This window comes from Streptomyces sp. NBC_00988 (assembly GCF_045162645.1).
Taxonomy (GTDB): Bacteria; Actinomycetota; Actinomycetes; order Streptomycetales; family Streptomycetaceae; genus Streptomyces.
This window is the reverse complement of sequence record NZ_CP108730.1, coordinates 3,878,643-3,895,733: the sequence shown is the minus strand read 5'-3', so window position 1 is coordinate 3,895,733 and position 17,091 is coordinate 3,878,643. Positions and strand designations below refer to the sequence as shown.

Below are 17,091 nucleotides of genomic sequence, written 5' to 3'. Positions count from 1 at the left end.
GTGGGCAGATGCGGGTGCCTCCGGCATGGGGTGGGTGCCCTCGCCTTCGTCCCGAGCGTCCTCGTGGCGGTCGGCGTCGCCCTGCTCGTGGGGCTCGGGCCGAACTGCCCCACTGACCCCTCAGATCCCCAGCTGCTTGGCCTCCTGGAGCTTGGCGATCGCGTTCTCGTCGCCGTCCAGTTCCACCTTGGCCACGCTCTGCCGTCCGTGCGCGAACAGCAGCAGCTCCGAGGGCTCACCGGTGACCGTCACGACCGGCGCCCCCTTGTGGGCGACCGCCGTCTGGCCGTCCGGGCGGCGCAGTACGAGCCCGGTCGGCGCGGTGCGGCCCACCAGCCGGGCCATGCGCTCCAGGCGGGACCACAGGGCGTCCTGGAACACCGGGTCCAGCTCGCGCGGCGTCCACTCCGGCTGAGCCCGCCGTACGTCCTCCGTGTGGACGTAGAACTCGACCGTGTTGGACGCCTCGTCGAGCTGCTTGAGCTGGAACGGCGAGAAGCGCGGCGGGCCCGTACGGATGAGCTGGATCAGCTCCTCGTACGGCTTCGCCGCGAACTCCGTCATCACCCGCTCCAGCCGCGGCGCGAGCTGCTTGATCATGATGCCGCCGGCGGCGTCGGCGCGGCGCTCGCGCACCACCACGTGCGCGGCGAGGTCACGGGTCCGCCACCCCTCGCAGAGAGTCGGGGCGTCCGGGCCCGCGGTCTCCAGGAGATCGGCGAGAAGAAGTCGTTCACGCTTGGCGAAGGTCGACATGCCGTCAGCCTACGACCGCCGCCGGGGTCCGCACAGTGGACGCCCGGCCAGGACTGTCAGTGCGGCGCGGCACAATGGCCCCATGACCAGCACGCCCCAGCCCAGCAGCCTCGATCCTGATATCGCCGCCCGCCTCAAGCGCAGCGCCGACGGGCTCGTCCCCGCGATCGCCCAGCAGTACGACACCGGTGAGGTGCTCATGCTCGGCTGGATGGACGACGAGGCGCTGCATCGCACCCTGACGACGGGCCGCTGCACGTACTGGTCCCGCAGCCGCCAGGAGTACTGGGTGAAGGGCGACACCTCCGGCCACTTCCAGCACGTGAAGTCCGTCGCCCTGGACTGCGACGCCGACACGGTCCTCGTGAAGGTCGACCAGGTCGGTGCCGCCTGCCACACCGGCGCCCGCACCTGCTTCGACGCGGACGTGCTCCTCAAGGACGGCGCTGATTCCAGTGCCGCCCCCGTGGAAAAGTAGGGTCAGCCGCCATGGACCTTGAGACGTTCCGCAAGCTGGCCACCGACCGTCGCGTCATTCCGGTCACCCGCAAGCTCCTCGCCGACGGCGACACCCCGGTCGCGCTCTACCGCAAACTGGCCGCGGAGCGCCCCGGCACCTTCCTCCTGGAGTCCGCGGAGAACGGCCGCTCCTGGTCCCGCTATTCGTTCGTGGGCGTCCGCAGCGCCGCCACGCTCACCGCGCGCGACGGACAGGCCCACTGGCTCGGGACCCCGCCCGTCGGCGTTCCGGCCGACGGCGACCCGCTCGCCGCCCTGCGCGCCACCATCGAGACCCTGCACACCCCCCACCAGGAGGGCCTGCCGCCCTTCACCGGCGGCATGGTCGGCTATCTCGGCTACGACATCGTCCGCCGCCTGGAGAAGATCGGCCCGGGCGAGCGCGACGACCTCAAGCTCCCCGAGCTGACCATGCTCCTCACCAGCGACCTCGCGGTGATGGACCACTGGGAGGGCTCGGTCCTCCTGATCGCCAACGCGATCAACCACAACGACCTCGACACCGGCGTCGACGAGGCCTACGCGGACGCGATCGCCCGCCTCGACGCCATGGAGGCGGACCTCTCCCGCGCGGTGGCCCAGCCGCCCGCCCAGCTCCCGCCCTCCGAGCTCCCCGAGTACACCGCGCTGTGGGGCGGCCCCGACTTCAAGGAGGCCGTCGAGGACATCAAGGAGCGCATCCGCGCGGGCGAGGCCTTCCAGGTCGTCCCCTCGCAGCGCTTCGAAACACCGTGCATGGCAAGCGCGTTGGACGTGTACCGGGTGCTGCGGGCGACCAACCCGTCGCCGTACATGTATCTGTTCCGATTCGACGGCTTCGATGTCGTCGGTTCGTCTCCCGAAGCCCTCGTCAAGGTCGAGGACGGGCGTGCGATGGTCCACCCGATCGCCGGCACCCGGCACCGCGGCGCGACCCCGCAGGAGGACCAGGCCCTCGCCGACGAACTCCTCGCCGACCCCAAGGAGCGCGCCGAACACCTCATGCTGGTCGACCTCGGGCGTAACGATTTGGGCAGGGTCTGCGAGCCCGGCTCGGTCGAGGTCGTCGACTTCATGTCCGTCGAGCGGTACTCCCACGTGATGCACATCGTCTCGACGGTGACCGGCCGCGTGGCGCCCGGCCGTACCGCCTTCGACGTCCTCACGGCCTGCTTCCCGGCCGGCACCCTCTCGGGCGCGCCCAAGCCCCGCGCGATGCAGATCATCGACGAACTGGAGCCGTCCAGAAGGGGGTTGTACGGCGGCTGCGTCGGCTACCTCGACTTCGCGGGCGACTCCGACACCGCCATCGCCATCCGTACGGCCCTGCTCCGCGACGGCACGGCCTACGTCCAGGCGGGCGCCGGCATCGTCGCCGACTCGGACCCCGAGATGGAGGACCAGGAGTGCCGCAACAAGGCGGCGGCGGTCCTCCGCGCCGTGCACACGGCGAACCGGCTCGGGCAATAGGACGAGGGTCATATGAACCCCGGGTGACGGTTCGCCCGGGGTTGGAGCGATAGTGGACCACGTGACTGCTGCTGTTCCTCACCCCCGTTCCGAAGGCGAAGGCCCCGCGCGTGCCGGCCGCCGCAGCCTCGCCGTGGCCCTGATGAGCGGTGCGCTCGGCGCGGCCGTGGCCCTGCTGGCCACCCGTCAGCGCTGGTCGATGGGGACCGCGACGGTGGCCGGCGACGCGTTCCCGCTGTCCGCCAAGGGCAGCGACGTCACGGGTGTGCCCGCGGCGCTCGCCATAGTGGGCCTCGCCGCGCTCGTCGCCGTCTTCGCCGTCCGCAGGACGGGCCGCTTCGCGGTCTCCGCCCTCCTCGCGCTCTCCGGCGCGGGCATCGTCGCCGCCGCCCTCCTCGGCGCCACCGACAGCTCCGCGCTCGACGACAAGGCCGCGCAGGCCTCCGGCGACACCTCGTCGGTCGTCCACGCCTTCGACCACACCGCCTGGCCCTACGTCGCCGCGGTCGGCGGCGGCCTGATCCTGCTGGCCGGCCTGCTCGCCCTCCTCTACGGCCGCCGCTGGCCCGCGATGTCGGGCCGCTACGAACGCAACGGCACGCCTCGCCCCCGGCGGGCTCCCGTGGTGGACCCCGACCGCCCCGAGGACATCTGGAAGGCCCTGGACCGCGGCGAGGACCCCACAGGCGCGTAGCGCTCCGCTGGAGGGGCGAGGAAGCGTCCGTCGTCGGTCGGCTGCGGCGCCGCACATGGACACAGCCCAGCGCCCCTTTGGGGCACTGGCGCGCATCCCCCGGCCTACTCCGCGCGCCGCGCGCGGGACCACCCCGAAGCATCGCTTCCGCGCGCGTGCGGAACAATGAAGCGTGAGCGTCTGCTCACACACGTACACGGCAACGAGGAGCACGTCATGGCGGGCAACAGCCACGGTCACACTTTGGCCGCCTGGACCGGTACCACCATCATCTTCATCGGATTCTTGGTCGGCGGCGCCTTCATGGTCATGGCGCAGCCGATCGGCTTCTGGGCCGGTATGGCGATCGCGGTCGTCGGCGGCATCGTCGGCTGGGTCATGAGCGCGATGGGAATGGGCATGCCCAAGGACCGTCCCAAGGACCTGACCGAGCTGCTCGGCAAGCCGGCGCACGCCGACAGCTGAGCCGTAGGCAGTAGCTGTCAGCCACCACTTCGTGGAGGGGCGGTCCTGGTGCACCGGCACCGGGGGCCGCCCCTCACGCGCGCGTGCCGCGCGAAAGGGCCAGGGGGCACAATGCGAGACGTGAACGCCGACAGCCAGAGCATGCCGAAGACGCGCGCCCCCGGTCCCGGCCCAGGTACCGCCTCCGTGCTGAACCGCGTCGCCGTGCCCGCGGCCGTCCTCGCGACCGTCGCCGGGGCCTTCGCCTACGTCGGCGCGGTCGACCCGAACCAGCCCGGCCACTACCCCGTCTGCCCCCTGTATCGCTTCACCGGCCTGTACTGCCCCGGCTGCGGCGGCCTGCGCAGCGCGCACGAGTTCATCCACGGGGACTTCCTGGCGGCGCTCCAGGACAACGCGATCGCCGTAGTGGGCTATCTGGCCTTCATGGTCGTATGGACCGTCTGGGTGGTCCGTGCGGCGCGCGGCCGGCCCGCGCGGATCGAACTCGGCAGGGTCCAGCTGTGGGGTCTGGGCGCGTTGGTGCTGGTCTTCACGGTTGTCCGGAACCTGCCGTTCGGTGGCTGGCTACACCCTTGATCAACCGACACATGTCCAGGTAGTGGGACCGGCGTCAACCGGATGCGAGGCCTACGCCTTCCTCCGGATACCATCGAGTCAGATGTGACCATGGCTTTTCCACCGTCCGGAAGGGGGCCGCTCGCGTGAGTGTGCTCGACGAGATCATCGACGGAGTCCGTGCCGACCTGGCGGAACGGCAGGCGCGCGTCAGCCTCGACGAACTCAAGGAGCGCGCGGCGAAGGCTCCCGCGGCCAAGGACGGGGTCGCCGCACTGCGCGGCGACGGCGTCAAGGTCATCTGCGAGGTCAAGCGCTCCAGCCCTTCCAAGGGCGCGCTGGCCGCGATCGCCGACCCGGCGGGCCTCGCCGCGGACTACGAGGCGGGCGGCGCCGCCGTCATCTCCGTCCTCACCGAACAGCGCCGCTTCGGCGGCTCCCTCGCCGACCTGGAGGCCGTCCGCGCGCGGGTGGACATCCCGGTCCTCCGCAAGGACTTCATCGTCACGTCGTACCAGCTCTGGGAGGCCCGGGCCTACGGCGCCGACCTCGCCCTGCTGATCGTCGCGGCCCTGGACCAGCCGGCCCTGGAGTCCCTCATCGAGCGCGCCGAGTCGATCGGCCTGACGCCGATCGTCGAGGTCCACGACGAGGACGAGGTCGACCGAGCGGTCGACGCCGGCGCGAAGATCATCGGCGTCAACGCCCGCAACCTCAAGACCCTTGAGGTCGACCGCGGCACCTTCGAGCGTGTCGCCCCCGAGATCCCGGCCCACATCGTCAAGATCGCCGAGTCCGGAGTCCGCGGCCCCCACGACCTCATCGCATACGCCAACGCGGGCGCCGACGCGGTCCTGGTGGGCGAGTCCCTGGTCACCGGCCGCGACCCCAAGTCGGCGGTCTCCGACCTGGTGGCGGCGGGGGAGCACCCCGCACTGCGCCACGGCCGCGGCTGATCACCCGCTAGGCTGAGCCCCGATGACACTCACCCTGACCCCCATGGACCGGCACGCCCGCCTCGCGCGCGGCTGCCGTCCGAGGGGTTGCCGCGCCCCGGCCCGCCGGGTGCACGGCCGCAGGGTGCGCTACGTCATCGGTGACGAACCTGGGCAGGTCAACGGCCGTCGATGGCAGCGCCCCGTCAGGGGCGCGGGGCTGTATTTGATGTGCGGCTACCGCCGCGCGGGCGCGACCAGCCACATCGGTCCCGCGGCCATCTGAACAACCCCCGCCCCCACGGCGCTCAGTGTCTCCACAAACACTCACCGTGAGGTTTCCGCATGCCCAGCGAGTTCTTCATCCCAGACCCCGACGGTCAGATCCCCAGCGCCGAGGGCTACTTCGGCGCGTTCGGTGGCAAGTTCATCCCGGAGGCCCTCGTCGCCGCCGTGGACGAGGTGGCTGTCGAGTACGACAAGGCCAAGCACGACCCCGAGTTCGCCCGCGAGCTGGACGACCTTCTCCTCAACTACACCGGCAGGCCGAGCGCGTTCACCGAGGTGCCCCGCTTCGCGGAGCACGCGGGTGGCGCGAGGATCTTCCTCAAGCGTGAGGACCTGAACCACACCGGCTCGCACAAGATCAACAACGTCCTCGGTCAGGCCCTGCTCACCAAGCGCATGGGCAAGACCAGGGTCATCGCGGAGACCGGCGCCGGTCAGCACGGTGTCGCGACCGCCACCGCCTGCGCGCTGTTCGGTCTCGAATGCACCATCTACATGGGCGAGATCGACACCCAGCGCCAGGCCCTGAACGTGGCCCGGATGCGCATGCTCGGCGCCGAGGTCATCGCCGTGAAGTCCGGCAGCCGCACCCTCAAGGACGCGATCAACGAGGCGTTCCGCGACTGGGTGGCCAACGTCGACCGTACGCACTACCTCTTCGGTACGGTCGCGGGCCCGCACCCCTTCCCGGCCATGGTCCGCGACTTCCACCGCGTGATCGGTGTCGAGGCCCGGCGCCAGATCCTGGAGCGCGCCGGACGCCTCCCCGACGCGGCGATCGCCTGCGTCGGCGGCGGTTCGAACGCCATCGGCCTCTTCCACGCCTTCATCCCGGACGCGGACGTACGCCTCATCGGCTGCGAGCCCGCCGGGCACGGCGTAGAGACCGGCGAGCACGCGGCCACGCTGACCGCCGGTGAGCCCGGCATCCTGCACGGTTCGCGGTCCTACGTCCTCCAGGACGAGGAGGGCCAGATCACCGAGCCGTACTCGATCTCGGCCGGTCTGGACTACCCGGGCATCGGCCCCGAGCACTCCTACCTCAAGGACAGCGGGCGCGGCGAGTACCGCGCGATCACCGACGACGCCGCCATGCAGGCCCTGCGCCTGCTGTCGCGCACCGAGGGCATCATCCCGGCCATCGAGAGCGCCCACGCGCTCGCCGGTGCGCTGGAGGTCGGCAGGGAGCTGGGCAAGGACGGGCTGATCGTCGTCAACCTGTCCGGGCGCGGCGACAAGGACATGGACACGGCCGCGCGGTACTTCGGCCTGTACAAGACCGATGCCGAAGTCGCGGCGAACGCGGCCGACGTCGCGGAGATCGAGGGGGACGCCAAGTGAGCGGCAACATCCGGCTGTTGAGCGACACCCTCGCCGCCGCGAAGGCCGAGGGACGGGCCGCGCTCATCGCCTATCTCCCGGCCGGCTTCCCGACCGTGGACGGCGGCATCGCGGCGATCAAGGCCGCGTTCGACGGCGGCGCGGACATCGTCGAGGTGGGCCTGCCGCACAGCGACCCCGTCCTCGACGGTCCCGTCATCCAGACCGCCGACGACATCGCCCTGCGTGGCGGCGTCAAGATCGCGGACGTCATGCGCACGGTCCGCGAGGCGCACACGGCGACCGGCAAGCCCGTACTCGTCATGACGTACTGGAACCCGATCGACCGCTACGGAGTCGAGCGCTTCACCGCCGAGCTGGCCGAGGTGGGCGGCGCCGGGTGCATCCTGCCCGACCTGCCCGTCCAGGAGGCGGGGCTGTGGAGGGAGCACGCCGAGAAGCACGGGCTCGCCACGGTCTTCGTGGTCGCGCCCAGCAGCAAGGACGCCCGCCTCGCCGAGATCACCAAGGTCGGCACCGGCTTCGTCTACGCCGCCTCCCTGATGGGCGTCACCGGCACCCGCGTGTCCGTGGGCGCGCAGGCGCAGGACCTCGTCGAACGCACCCGGGCCACCACCGACACGCCCGTGTGCGTCGGGCTTGGTGTCTCGAACGCCCAGCAGGCCGCCGAGGTGGCCCGCTTCGCGGACGGCGTGATCGTCGGCTCGGCCTTCGTCAAGGGGATGCTGGACGCGCCGGACGACGCGGCCGGCGTCGAGGCGGTCCGCGTGCTCGCCGGTGAACTGGCCAAGGGCGTGCGCGGACAGGCGTAGCGCACAGGCGTAAAGGAACAACCGTCCCTCGTATGGGTGGACCTGGGACCGGGGAGGCGCGCTGCGCCTCCCCGGTTCGTTCTGCGGGGTGTGAGCGAGAAGAACCGTGACGGAAAGCGCACCGCCCGCGAGCGGCTGGCGGTCGAGCGTGAGAAGCAGAAGACCGCGGAGAGGCGGCGGCGCACGCTGATCGTGGCCGCGAGCGTCGTCTGCGTGCTGGGTCTGGCGACGGTGGTCGGCGTCCTCGCCGCGAACCACGGCAAGGACGACAGCGGCAGCAGTAGCTCGGGCCCCCTGGTGGCACCCTCGGGGGCGACCGGCAAGGACAGTCTGGCGATCCAGGTCGGCAAGGACAGCGCCAAGCCGACGCTCACGGTGTGGGAGGACTTCCGCTGCCCGGCCTGCCAGGCCTTCGAGACGGCGTACCGCTCGACACTCCACGAGCTGACCGACTCCGGGCAGCTCAAGGTGCAGTACCACCTGGTCACGATCATCGACGGCAACCTCGGCGGCACCGGCTCCAAGCGCGCGGCCAACGCGGCGGCCTGCGCCCAGGACGCCGGAAAGTTCCGCGACTTCCACGACGTGCTGTACGAGAACCAGCCCAAGGAGACGGACGACGCGTACTCCAGCAACGCCAAGCTGATCGAGCTGGCGGGCAAGGTGAAGGGCCTCGACACGCCCGCCTTCCAGAAGTGCGTCAACAGCGGTACGCACGACAGCTGGGTCACGAAGTCCGCCGCCGCGTTCCAGGCCGGCGGATTCACCGGCACCCCGACCGTCCTCTTCGACGGCAAGAACATCTACGCGGACCAGACGATGACCCCGGCGAAGCTGAAGCAGCTGGTCCAGGCGGCGAACAAGGGGTAGCGCGGGGTAAGCGGGCGGGCCGGTTTTCATACCGGCCCGTTATGGAGCCGTAGCCGGGCCGCTTGCCGCGGTCGTGGTCCGGCACGGTAGCGTCGACCCTGCCATGGAAACCATTGCCTACATTCCCAGCCCGTCGCAGGGGGTCGTCCACCTCGGCCCCATTCCGCTGCGTGGCTACGCGTTCTGCATCATCATCGGCGTCTTCGTCGCCGTCTGGCTCGGCAACAAACGCTGGGTCGCCCGCGGCGGCAAGGTCGGGACGGTGGCCGACATCGCTGTCTGGGCCGTGCCGTTCGGCCTCGTCGGCGGTCGCCTCTACCACGTGATCACGGACTACGAGCTGTACTTCAGCGAGGGCCGCGACTGGGTGGACGCCTTCAAGGTGTGGCAGGGCGGCCTCGGCATCTGGGGCGCGATCGCGCTCGGCGCGGTGGGCGCGTGGATCGGCTGCCGCCGCCGTGGCATCCCGCTGCCCGCCTGGGCCGACGCCCTCGCCCCCGGCATCGCCTTCGCCCAGGCCATCGGCCGCTGGGGCAACTGGTTCAACCAGGAGCTGTACGGCCGCGAGACGCACCTCCCCTGGGCGCTGCACATCACGTCCTCGACGGACGGCCGTGTCCCCGGCTACTACCACCCGACGTTCCTGTACGAGTCGCTGTGGTGCGTCGGTGTCGGCTTCCTCGTCATCTGGGCCGACCGCCGCTTCAAACTGGGCCACGGCCGGGCGTTCGCGCTGTACGTCGCCTCGTACTGCGTCGGCCGCGGCTGGATCGAGTACATGCGCGTCGACGACGCCCACCACTTCCTGGGCCTGCGGTTGAACGACTGGACCGCGATGATCGTCTTCCTGCTCGCGGTCCTCTACTTCGTGATCTCGGCGAAGAAGCGCCCGGGCCGCGAAGAGGTCGTCGAACCGGACACGGAGACGGACGCGGATGCGGATGCCCCCGCCGGTGAGACCGACGGTGACGACAGCGCGGTGACCTCGGAAGAGGAGCCGAAGGAAGACGCGGACGCCAAGGAAGCGGACGTGGAGAACGAAGTGGACGTGAAGAAAGACGAGGCCGAGTCGGCGAAAAAGGGCTGACGGCCGGTTCTACGACGATGAGGGCGCCCCGTGTCGCACGGGGCGCCCTCATCGTGTTCAGGTGCGGCGCGCCAAGGTGAGCGTTCGCTGCGCCGCCGCGACCACCGCCGCGTCGATGAACCGTCCGTCGGCGAGAGCCTGCGCGCCCTGTTCCCGCGTGGCCGCCTTGACGATGGTCTCGGCCTGTTCGATCTCCTGCTCGGTCGGGAGGAACGCGCTCTCGATGACCGGGAGTTGACGGGGATGGATCGCCGCGCGGCCCAGGAAGCCGAGGGCGCGGCCGTGCGCGCAGGAGGCCGCCAGGCCCTCCAGGTCGCGGATGTCCGGGTGGACGGACTGGGGCGGCGGGGCCAGTCCCGCGGCCCGGGCGGCGACGATCACCCGGGAGCGGGACCAGTCAAGGCCGGCGTCGTCGCGTACGCCCAGGTCGGCCCGCAGGTCCGCCTCGCCGAGCGCGATGCCGTGCACGGAGGAGTGCGCGGCGGCGATGGAGAAGGCCCGCTCGATGCCGAGGGCCGTCTCCAGAAGGGCGTACAGGGGGAGGTCGCGGGCCTTCTCCGCTACGGCTACGACGTCCTCCGCGGACGTGACCTTCGGGAGCCGTAGGCCGGACACGCCCGGGAGGGGCGCGAGGGTGCGGAGGTCGTCGGCGGCCCAGGGGGTGTCCAGGGCGTTCACGCGGACGTGGACGTTGAGTTGGGCTTCAGAGAGAAGCTCCGCCGTGGCCGCGCGGGCGTAGTCCTTGCGGTCCGGGGCGACCGCGTCCTCCAGGTCGACGACGACCACGTCCGCGCCGGCGGCGAGCGCCTTGGCGACGACCGGGGGGCGGTCGCCGGGGACGTAGAGCCAGGTCAGGGGGTGCGGGGTCACAGGGCGCCCGCCTGGCGGAGAGCGGTCAACTCGGTGTCGGTCAGGCCGAGTTCGGTCAGGACCGTGTCCGTGTCGGCGCCGTGGGGGCGGCCGGTCCAGCGGATCGCGCCCGGGGTGGCGGAGAGGCGGAAGAGGACGTTCTGCATGCGGAGGGGGCCGAGTTCGGGGTCGTCGACGGTGGTGATCGTGTCGAGGGCCTGGTACTGCGGGTCCGTCATCACGTCCCGAACGTCCTGGATGGGGGCGACCGCCGCCTCCGCCTTCTCGAAGGCGGCCAGCACTTCGGTGCGGGTGCGTTGCGCGATCCAGTCGCCGACCGCCGCGTCCAGGACGTCGGCGTGCCGGGCCCGTTCCGCGCCCGTCGCGAACCACGGCTCGTCGATCAGTTCCGGGCGGCCGACCAGGCGCATCACGCGCTCGGCGATCGACTGCGCCGAGGTGGAGACGGCGACCCAACTGCCGTCCGCCGTGCGGTAGGTGTTGCGCGGGGCGTTGTTCTGGGAGCGGTTGCCGGTGCGCGGCTGGACGTGGCCGAGCTGGTCGTACCAGAGGGGTTGGGGGCCCAGCGCGGTGAGGATCGGTTCGATGATCGCCATGTCCACCACCTGCCCTTCGCCGGTGCGGTCGCGGGCCGCGAGGGCCGTCATCACCGCGTACGCCGTCGCCAGGCCCGCGATCGAGTCGGCGAGGCCGAACGGCGGGAGGGTCGGGGGCGCGTCCGGTTCGCCGGTGATCGCGGCGAAACCGCTCATCGCCTCGGCGAGGGTGCCGAAGCCCGGGCGGTGCGCATAGGGCCCGAACTGGCCGAAGGCGGTGACTCGCGCGAGCACCAACTTCGGGTTGGCGGCGGAGAGTTCGGCCCAGCCGAGGTCCCATTTCTCCAGGGTGCCGGGGCGGAAGTTCTCGATGATCACGTCGGCGGTGGCGGCGAGACGGAGGAGGGTGTCGCGCCCGCCCGGTTTCGACAGGTCGAGGGTGATCGCGCGCTTGTTGCGGCCGAGCAGTTTCCACCACAGGCCGATGCCGTCCTTCGACGGGCCGTGCCCCCTGGAGGGGTCGGGCTTGGTCGGGTGCTCGACCTTGATGACCTCGGCGCCGAAGTCGCCGAGCATGGTGGCGGCGAGGGGTCCGGCGAAGAGCGTCGCGAGGTCGAGAACGCGCAGGCCTGACAGGGGAGTTGTGGTCGTCGTCTCGGTCATGAGGCGTACTGCTTCTCGATCTCCGCGCGGTACGGCATCGACGCCGTCGCCCCGGGCCGCTGCACCGACAGCGCCGCAGCCGCTGCCGCCCAGGCCAGCGCGTCCCGCATCGGGCGGCCTTCGGCGAGCGCCACCGCCAGTGCGCCGACGAAGGTGTCGCCCGCCCCGGTCGAGTCCACGGCGGTCACTCGGGGCGCGGGCACGGTGAACGGCTCGGCGCCCCGGGCCGCGTACAGACTGCCCGCCGCGCCCAGGGTGACGATCACCTCGGGCACCTGGTCGAGCAGGGCCGCCGCTGCCTCGCGGGGGTCGGTGCGGCCGGTGAGGGTGATGGCCTCGTGCTCGTTGGGGATCAACAGGTCGGTGGCGGCGAGGAGTTCGGGGGGTAGTGGCTGGGCGGGAGAGGGCGTGAGGATCGTACGGACGCCGTGGCGGCGGGCCGCTTCCGCGCCCGCGATCACCGCGGCGAGGGGGATCTCCAGCTGGAGGAGCAGGGCGTCGGCCGTGGCGATGGTGGCCTCGTCGCCGGGGGCGAGGTGGTCGACGGTGCCGTTGGCGGCGGGGATGACGACGATCGCGTTGCCGCCCTCGTCGTCCACGACGATGTGGGCGGTGCCGGACGGGCCCTCGACGGTGCGCAGATGGTCGGTGTCGACGCCGGAGTGTTCGAAGGTGGCGCGGAGTTGGGCGCCGTAGGCGTCGTTGCCGACCGCGCCGACGATCGTGACGTCCGTCGCGCCCGCGTGGGCCGCGGCGATCGCCTGGTTGGCGCCCTTGCCGCCGGGGATCGTGCGGAACTCCCGTCCCGTCACGGTCTCTCCGCGCTGCGGGGCCTTCGCGACGTAGGCGACGAGGTCCATGTTCGTGCTGCCGAGCACGGCGATGTGGGTCATGGGCGGGCGGTCTCCTGACGGGTGAGCCGGGCGAGGGTGTCGAAGCCGATGCCGTTGAAGTCGCCTACAGAGGTGGCGAGTCGGTTCTTGAGCGGGGTCGTCCAGCGGTCGGGGAGCGCGGTGTCCGAGAGGAGGGCGGCGATGCTGCCGACCGTCGCTCCGTTCGAGTCGGTGTCCCAACCCCCGGACACCGCACGGCAGATGGAGCCGGTGAAGTCGCCGTCCGCGTGGGTGAGGGCGGCGGCGATCAGGGCGGTGTTGGGGATCGCGTGGACCCAGTGGTGGGTGGGGGAGTAAGTGGCGTGGAGTTCGTCCACGACCTCGTCGAAGTCCCGGTGTTTCCGGGCCAGTTGGAGGGCGTGGTGAATCGCTTTGGCGAGGCGGGAGTTGGGCGGGACGACCGTGAGTCCGGTGCGCAGGCAGGTGTGGATGTCGTGGGTGCCGGTGGTCGCGGTGGCGATGGTGGCCGCCGTGAACATCGCCGCGTAGACGCCGTTCGCGGTGTGGGTCAACGTGGCGTCGCGGTGGGCCTGTTCGGCTGCCGCGCCGGGGTTTCCGGGGTTGGTCCAGCCGTGTACGTCGGCGCGGATCAGGGCGCCGATCCATTCGCGGAACGGGTTGCGGTGGCGGGCCGTTCGCGGGGGTTCCAGGCCGGTGAGGAGGTTGCGGTAGGCGATGCGTTCGGCGGTGAAGGTACGGCCTGCGGGGAGTTCGTCGAGCCAGAGCTTCGCCACGTCGGCGGTGGTGAAGTCCCTGCCGTGGCGCTGCAGCAACAGGAGGTTCAACAAGGGGTAGTTGAGGTCGTCGTCCTCGGGCATGCCGTCGATGTTCTCGGCCAGGGAGGTGGGGGCGGAGCGGCGGTTCCAGGGGTGGGCGGCGAGGAGGTCGGTGGGGACGCCCCGGGCGGTGAAGTAGGAGTTGAGGGGCCAGTTGCCGGTGGCTCGGGCGAGTTGGCGGATGCCGTCGAGGGGGAGCTTCTCCACGGGTTTGCCGAGGAGGCAGCCGACGGCCCGGCCCAGCCAGGCGGCCTCGAAGAGGGCCGGGCGGGGTGGGAAAGTGGCTTGTGGGGTGGGCCAGTTGGGGCAGAGGGCTTTGATCCGTGCGAGGTCGGTGGGCTCCTGGTCCGCCAACCGGCTGGGCAGGTCGGCCAGTTCGTCCAGCAGGTCCTCGGCGAGCAACCGGAGGTAGCGGGTGGGGGGTTGGGCCGACGCGCCCGCCCGTTCCGGTGCCTCCGCACCGCCCGCCGCCCGCCAGCGTGCCGCGATCGCCGACGGTTCGCGTCCGTCCTGAGCGGCCTGGCGCAGTTCGTGGCCGAGCAGGTCCTCCGGCTGGACCCAGGTCAGTCGGAGCACTTCAGCCCTCCGATCTCGGTGAACGCCGCCTCGTGGGCCCGGCGGCGGAGGACGTCGCGCTCGAAGAGCTCGCGGGTGACGGTGGCGAGGGTTGCGGCTGGTTCCCAGAGGTCCAGGCGGCTGGCTTCCGCGACCGTCTTCGACCAGTCCTGCGGGACCGGGGAGCCCAGGGCGCCGGCCACCGCGCCGGCCATCGTCGCGATCGAGTCGCAGTCCCGGCCGTAGTTCACCGAACCCAGCACCGCGTGGCGGTAGTCGCCGCCGGAGACCACCAACATGCCCAGGGCGACGGGGAGTTCCTCGATCGCCTTGGTGCGGGAGGGGCGGCGGGCGTCCAGGGAGGGGGCGCGGTAGTCGGGGCCGACCGTGTCGTACGGCGCGATCGCCTCCCGCAGGGGGGCCAGCGCCGACTCGAAGTCCGTGTAGCGGGCGGCCACTTCGCAGACCTGCTCGATGGCGGTGCGGGTGCCGTCCTTCGCCAGGGCGAGGCAGGTGGCCACGACCGAGTCGGGGGTGGCGCCCGGTACGCAGGCCGCGGCCACCGCCGCCGCGAAGACACCGGCTGCCTCGCGGCCGTACGACGACTGGTGGGCGCCCGCGATGTCGAGGGCCTCGGCGTAAGCGGCCGCCGGGTGGGCCGCGTTGACGAGGCCGACCGGGGCCATGTACATCGCGGCACCGCAGTTGACGATGTTGCCGACGCCGGCCTCGCGGGGGTCGATGTGGCCGTAGTGGAGGCGGGCTGCGAGCCATTTCTCCGCGAGGAAGATGCGCTGGAGCGGGATGGCCTCCGCCTCCAACTCCGGGATCCAGCGCGGGTTCTGCATCAGGTCCGGGACCAGGTGGTCGGCGATGGAGTAGGCGTCGAGGTGGTCGCGGACCTGGGCGTAGACCCGTACGAGAGCGTGGGTCATCAAGGTGTCGTCGGTGACGTGGCCGTCGCCCTTGTGGTACGGGGCGATGGGGCGGGCGGTGCGCCAGGCTTCGCCGTTCCAGGGGCCGACGATGCCGTGGACGCGGCCGGCGTGGCGTTCGAGGATCTGGTCGGGGGAGTAGCCCTCGACGGGGCCGCCGAGGGCGTCGCCGACGGCGGCGCCGACGAGGGCTCCGGTGATCCTTTCTTCGAGGCTGGTTTCTGGAGTTTCGGCTCCGGCTCCAGCTTCGGTTTGATTGAGTTCTTTAGGGTCTTTGAGTTCTTTGGGTGGCATGCACCGAATCATCCTCCTGGTGGGGGTGGTTGTGTGGCTTCCAGGAGTTCGGCGAGTTCTACGAGGTCGGTGCCGGTGAGGCGGGGGAGTGCGCAGCCGGAGAGGGTGCGGCAGGCGTCCCGCCAGGTCGATGGGATCGCCTGGCCGCCGCTGAGTGCTCCGGTGAGGGCGCCTGCGAGGGCCGGGGCCGAGTCGGCGACCCGGGAGAGGCAGGCCGCGGCGGGGACCGCCTCCGCGATACGGCCGCGGGCTGCTGTCGCCAACGCGAGGGCTACGGGGACGGTTTCGGCGGCCGCGATTCCGTAGCTGTAGACGTGGTCGACGATCTGGTGTTCCAGGAGGGGGATCAGGGCGAAGGCGTTGTCGCTGTCCTGGGCCAACTTCAGGGCGTGGCGGGCGTTGCGGCCGATCTCCGTGGCTTCCGGGAGTTCGGCGAGGGCTGCCGCCACGCACTCGTCGACGTCCGCGCCGACCAGGGCGAGGGAGAGGGCCGCGGCCATCGCTCTGGCGCCGTGGACCCCGTCGCCGTCCTGGGTGTAGTGGGCGTCGAACTCGGCGAGGGCGGCGGCGCGTTGGGGGTCGCCGGGGTGCGCCACCGCCAGGACGCATGCCCTTACGCAGGCCGCGTCGTCGAAGTAGTGGGGGTTGTCGTGGCCGGTGGCGGGTGGGCGGAGTCCTGCGGCGAGGTTTCCCAGGCCTGCCCGTACCGAGATGCGGGCGCGGAGGGGGAGTACGGCGGATTCGACCTCCGGGGCGCGGTCCGCCGCGGCGGCGACCTCGCTGGCGATGGCGTTCCAGGTGAGGTCGATCGCGGCGCGGGTTCTGCGTTCGCGGCTCAGGTCGCCCAGGACTGTGTCGTCGCCGGCTCGTAGTACGGCTTCTGCGGCGAACGCCGCCCATTCGGCGTCGTCGGAGGGGCCCAGGCGTAGGGGCTCGGGGGGTTGGTTCAGGGCGATGGGGACGGGGAGGGTGGTGGTCGCGTTCTGTTCGGCGAAGGTGTCCAGCTCGCGGGTGAGGCGGCGGGTCCACTCGGGCATGCGAGCAGCGCGGTGCCTCGCGGCGGGCCAACCGGCGGCATCCCCTGCGGCGAGCCCGAGCAGCAGCCCCTCGATCCGGCGGGCCTTGTGAACGGCCTCGGCTTCGCCATCGGCCTGTGTGCTCCCGCCCGCACCGCCCGTACAACTTTCGTCGTCGGGTGTGGGTGGATCCTGTGGGGCGGGTTCGCCATCGGCGGCCGTGGGTTGGAGCAGGTTGGGGTGGAGGCGAGGGCTGGAGGCGGGTGGTCCTTGTGGGGCGGGTTCGCCGTCGGCGGCTGGGGGTTGGAGCGGCTCGGGGTGGGAGTTGGAGGTGGGTGGTTCGTGAGGGGTGAACTCGCTGTCGGGTGAGGCGGGTTGGAGTGGCTTGGGGTGGAGGCGGCGGCCGGGGTCGGGTTGCCTCTGCGGGGTGCGTTCGCCGTTCGCGGCCGCAGGTGGTTCTTGCGGGGCGGCTTCGTCGTCAGTGGCTGGGGGTTGGAGCGGCTCGGGGTGGGAGTTGGAGGTGGGTGGTTCGTGAGGGGTGAACTCGCTGTCGGGTGAGGCGGGTTGGAGCGGCTTGGGGTGGAGGCGGCGGCCGGGTGTGGGCGGCCCCTGCGAGGTGCGTTCGCCGTTCGCGGCCGCAGGTGGTTCCCGCAGGGCGGCTTCGTCGCCAGTGGCTGCGAGTTGGAGCAGCTCGGGGCGGAGTGGGAGGCCGGGTGTGGGTAGCCCCTGCCCGGTGAACTCGCCCTCAGTGACCGCAGGTTCAATCCGTTGCGCCGTCG

Annotated in this window: 18 protein-coding genes; 11 read left to right on the top strand and 7 right to left on the bottom strand. The window is 71.6% G+C overall.

Annotated elements, in window-relative coordinates:
* Positions 1–120 precede the first annotated feature (120 nt).
* Entirely contained in the window at positions 121–756 is a 636-nt protein-coding gene (locus tag OG496_RS17670) for a TIGR03085 family metal-binding protein (RefSeq protein WP_366494073.1), read from the bottom strand.
* 82 nt (positions 757–838) lie between these two features.
* Between OG496_RS17670 and hisI the strand changes: the two genes are divergently transcribed.
* The 11 genes from hisI to lgt all read left to right on the top strand — a co-directional run bounded on the left by hisI (position 839) and on the right by lgt (position 9,774).
* Positions 839–1,234, top strand: coding sequence for a phosphoribosyl-AMP cyclohydrolase (gene hisI / locus OG496_RS17665; RefSeq protein ID WP_327404774.1), 396 nt, complete (start codon positions 839–841; stop codon positions 1,232–1,234).
* Between the two features lie 11 nt (positions 1,235–1,245).
* Positions 1,246–2,724 (top strand): anthranilate synthase component I, encoded by a 1,479-nt coding sequence (locus tag OG496_RS17660; protein WP_405971541.1) that lies wholly within the window; start codon positions 1,246–1,248, stop codon positions 2,722–2,724.
* 52 nt (positions 2,725–2,776) lie between these two features.
* Complete coding sequence (locus OG496_RS17655) at positions 2,777–3,418, top strand: TIGR02234 family membrane protein (protein WP_405971540.1); 642 nt, start codon at positions 2,777–2,779, stop codon at positions 3,416–3,418.
* Between the two features lie 216 nt (positions 3,419–3,634).
* Complete coding sequence (locus OG496_RS17650) at positions 3,635–3,883, top strand: HGxxPAAW family protein (RefSeq protein WP_366494077.1); 249 nt, start codon at positions 3,635–3,637, stop codon at positions 3,881–3,883.
* Between the two features lie 111 nt (positions 3,884–3,994).
* Complete coding sequence (locus tag OG496_RS17645) at positions 3,995–4,462, top strand: DUF2752 domain-containing protein (protein ID WP_405971539.1); 468 nt, start codon at positions 3,995–3,997, stop codon at positions 4,460–4,462.
* Positions 4,463–4,587: 125 nt separating this feature from the next.
* Positions 4,588–5,397 (top strand): indole-3-glycerol phosphate synthase TrpC, encoded by an 810-nt coding sequence (gene trpC / locus OG496_RS17640; RefSeq protein WP_352183724.1) that lies wholly within the window; start codon positions 4,588–4,590, stop codon positions 5,395–5,397.
* 22 nt (positions 5,398–5,419) lie between these two features.
* Positions 5,420–5,662 carry a tryptophan biosynthesis modulator TrpM gene (trpM, locus tag OG496_RS17635; protein ID WP_405971538.1) on the top strand — a complete coding sequence of 81 codons (243 nt, stop codon included), beginning with the start codon at positions 5,420–5,422 and terminating at the stop codon, positions 5,660–5,662.
* A gap of 59 nt (positions 5,663–5,721) precedes the next feature.
* Entirely contained in the window at positions 5,722–7,005 is a 1,284-nt protein-coding gene (trpB, locus tag OG496_RS17630; RefSeq protein WP_405971537.1) for a tryptophan synthase subunit beta, read from the top strand.
* A complete protein-coding gene (gene trpA / locus OG496_RS17625; protein WP_405971536.1) occupies positions 7,002–7,817 on the top strand; it encodes a tryptophan synthase subunit alpha in 816 nt (271 codons plus the stop codon). Before trpB ends, trpA begins: the two co-directional genes overlap by 4 nt.
* A gap of 90 nt (positions 7,818–7,907) precedes the next feature.
* Positions 7,908–8,687, top strand: a complete 780-nt coding sequence (locus OG496_RS17620; RefSeq protein ID WP_405971535.1) for a DsbA family protein — start codon at positions 7,908–7,910, stop codon at positions 8,685–8,687.
* Positions 8,688–8,790: 103 nt separating this feature from the next.
* Positions 8,791–9,774, top strand: a complete 984-nt coding sequence (gene lgt, locus OG496_RS17615) for a prolipoprotein diacylglyceryl transferase (RefSeq protein ID WP_405971534.1) — start codon at positions 8,791–8,793, stop codon at positions 9,772–9,774.
* A gap of 57 nt (positions 9,775–9,831) precedes the next feature.
* On the opposite strand, the gene OG496_RS17610 is transcribed toward lgt, so the two are convergent.
* The 6 genes from OG496_RS17610 to OG496_RS17585 are packed head-to-tail and all read right to left on the bottom strand — an operon-like array spanning position 9,832 to position 16,546.
* Positions 9,832–10,644 (bottom strand): HpcH/HpaI aldolase/citrate lyase family protein, encoded by an 813-nt coding sequence (locus tag OG496_RS17610; protein WP_405971533.1) that lies wholly within the window; start codon positions 10,642–10,644, stop codon positions 9,832–9,834.
* The gene (locus OG496_RS17605; RefSeq protein WP_405971532.1) at positions 10,641–11,843 is read right to left on the bottom strand and encodes a CaiB/BaiF CoA transferase family protein; all 1,203 of its coding nucleotides are present in this window, start codon (positions 11,841–11,843) and stop codon (positions 10,641–10,643) included. Before OG496_RS17605 ends, OG496_RS17610 begins: the two co-directional genes overlap by 4 nt.
* Positions 11,840–12,736 carry a ribokinase gene (rbsK, locus tag OG496_RS17600; protein ID WP_405971531.1) on the bottom strand — a complete coding sequence of 299 codons (897 nt, stop codon included), beginning with the start codon at positions 12,734–12,736 and terminating at the stop codon, positions 11,840–11,842. Before rbsK ends, OG496_RS17605 begins: the two co-directional genes overlap by 4 nt.
* On the bottom strand, positions 12,733–14,088 hold the full coding sequence (locus OG496_RS17595; protein WP_405971530.1) for an ADP-ribosylglycohydrolase family protein: 1,356 nt from the start codon (positions 14,086–14,088) through the stop codon (positions 12,733–12,735). The genes rbsK and OG496_RS17595 overlap by 4 nt, the downstream gene beginning before the upstream one ends.
* Complete coding sequence (locus tag OG496_RS17590) at positions 14,076–15,296, bottom strand: ADP-ribosylglycohydrolase family protein (protein WP_405971529.1); 1,221 nt, start codon at positions 15,294–15,296, stop codon at positions 14,076–14,078. The genes OG496_RS17595 and OG496_RS17590 overlap by 13 nt, the downstream gene beginning before the upstream one ends.
* A gap of 8 nt (positions 15,297–15,304) precedes the next feature.
* Entirely contained in the window at positions 15,305–16,546 is a 1,242-nt protein-coding gene (locus OG496_RS17585) for an ADP-ribosylglycohydrolase family protein (RefSeq protein ID WP_405976641.1), read from the bottom strand.
* Positions 16,547–17,091 lie beyond the last annotated feature (545 nt).

What these genes read in the sequence shown, in the direction of transcription:
- OG496_RS17650 (WP_366494077.1), top strand. Translation starts at nt 3,635, where the DNA reads ATGGCGGGCAACAGCCACGGTCACACTTTGGCCGCCTGGACCGGTACC.
- OG496_RS17645 (WP_405971539.1), top strand. Translation starts at nt 3,995, where the DNA reads ATGCGAGACGTGAACGCCGACAGCCAGAGCATGCCGAAGACGCGCGCC.
- lgt (WP_405971534.1), top strand. Translation starts at nt 8,791, where the DNA reads ATGGAAACCATTGCCTACATTCCCAGCCCGTCGCAGGGGGTCGTCCAC.
- OG496_RS17660 (WP_405971541.1), top strand. Translation starts at nt 1,246, where the DNA reads ATGGACCTTGAGACGTTCCGCAAGCTGGCCACCGACCGTCGCGTCATT.
- trpB (WP_405971537.1), top strand. Translation starts at nt 5,722, where the DNA reads ATGCCCAGCGAGTTCTTCATCCCAGACCCCGACGGTCAGATCCCCAGC.
- hisI (WP_327404774.1), top strand. Translation starts at nt 839, where the DNA reads ATGACCAGCACGCCCCAGCCCAGCAGCCTCGATCCTGATATCGCCGCC.
- OG496_RS17670 (WP_366494073.1), bottom strand. Translation starts at nt 756, where the DNA reads ATGTCGACCTTCGCCAAGCGTGAACGACTTCTTCTCGCCGATCTCCTG.
- OG496_RS17605 (WP_405971532.1), bottom strand. Translation starts at nt 11,843, where the DNA reads ATGACCGAGACGACGACCACAACTCCCCTGTCAGGCCTGCGCGTTCTC.
- OG496_RS17590 (WP_405971529.1), bottom strand. Translation starts at nt 15,296, where the DNA reads ATGCCACCCAAAGAACTCAAAGACCCTAAAGAACTCAATCAAACCGAA.
- trpM (WP_405971538.1), top strand. Translation starts at nt 5,420, where the DNA reads ATGACACTCACCCTGACCCCCATGGACCGGCACGCCCGCCTCGCGCGC.
- rbsK (WP_405971531.1), bottom strand. Translation starts at nt 12,736, where the DNA reads ATGACCCACATCGCCGTGCTCGGCAGCACGAACATGGACCTCGTCGCC.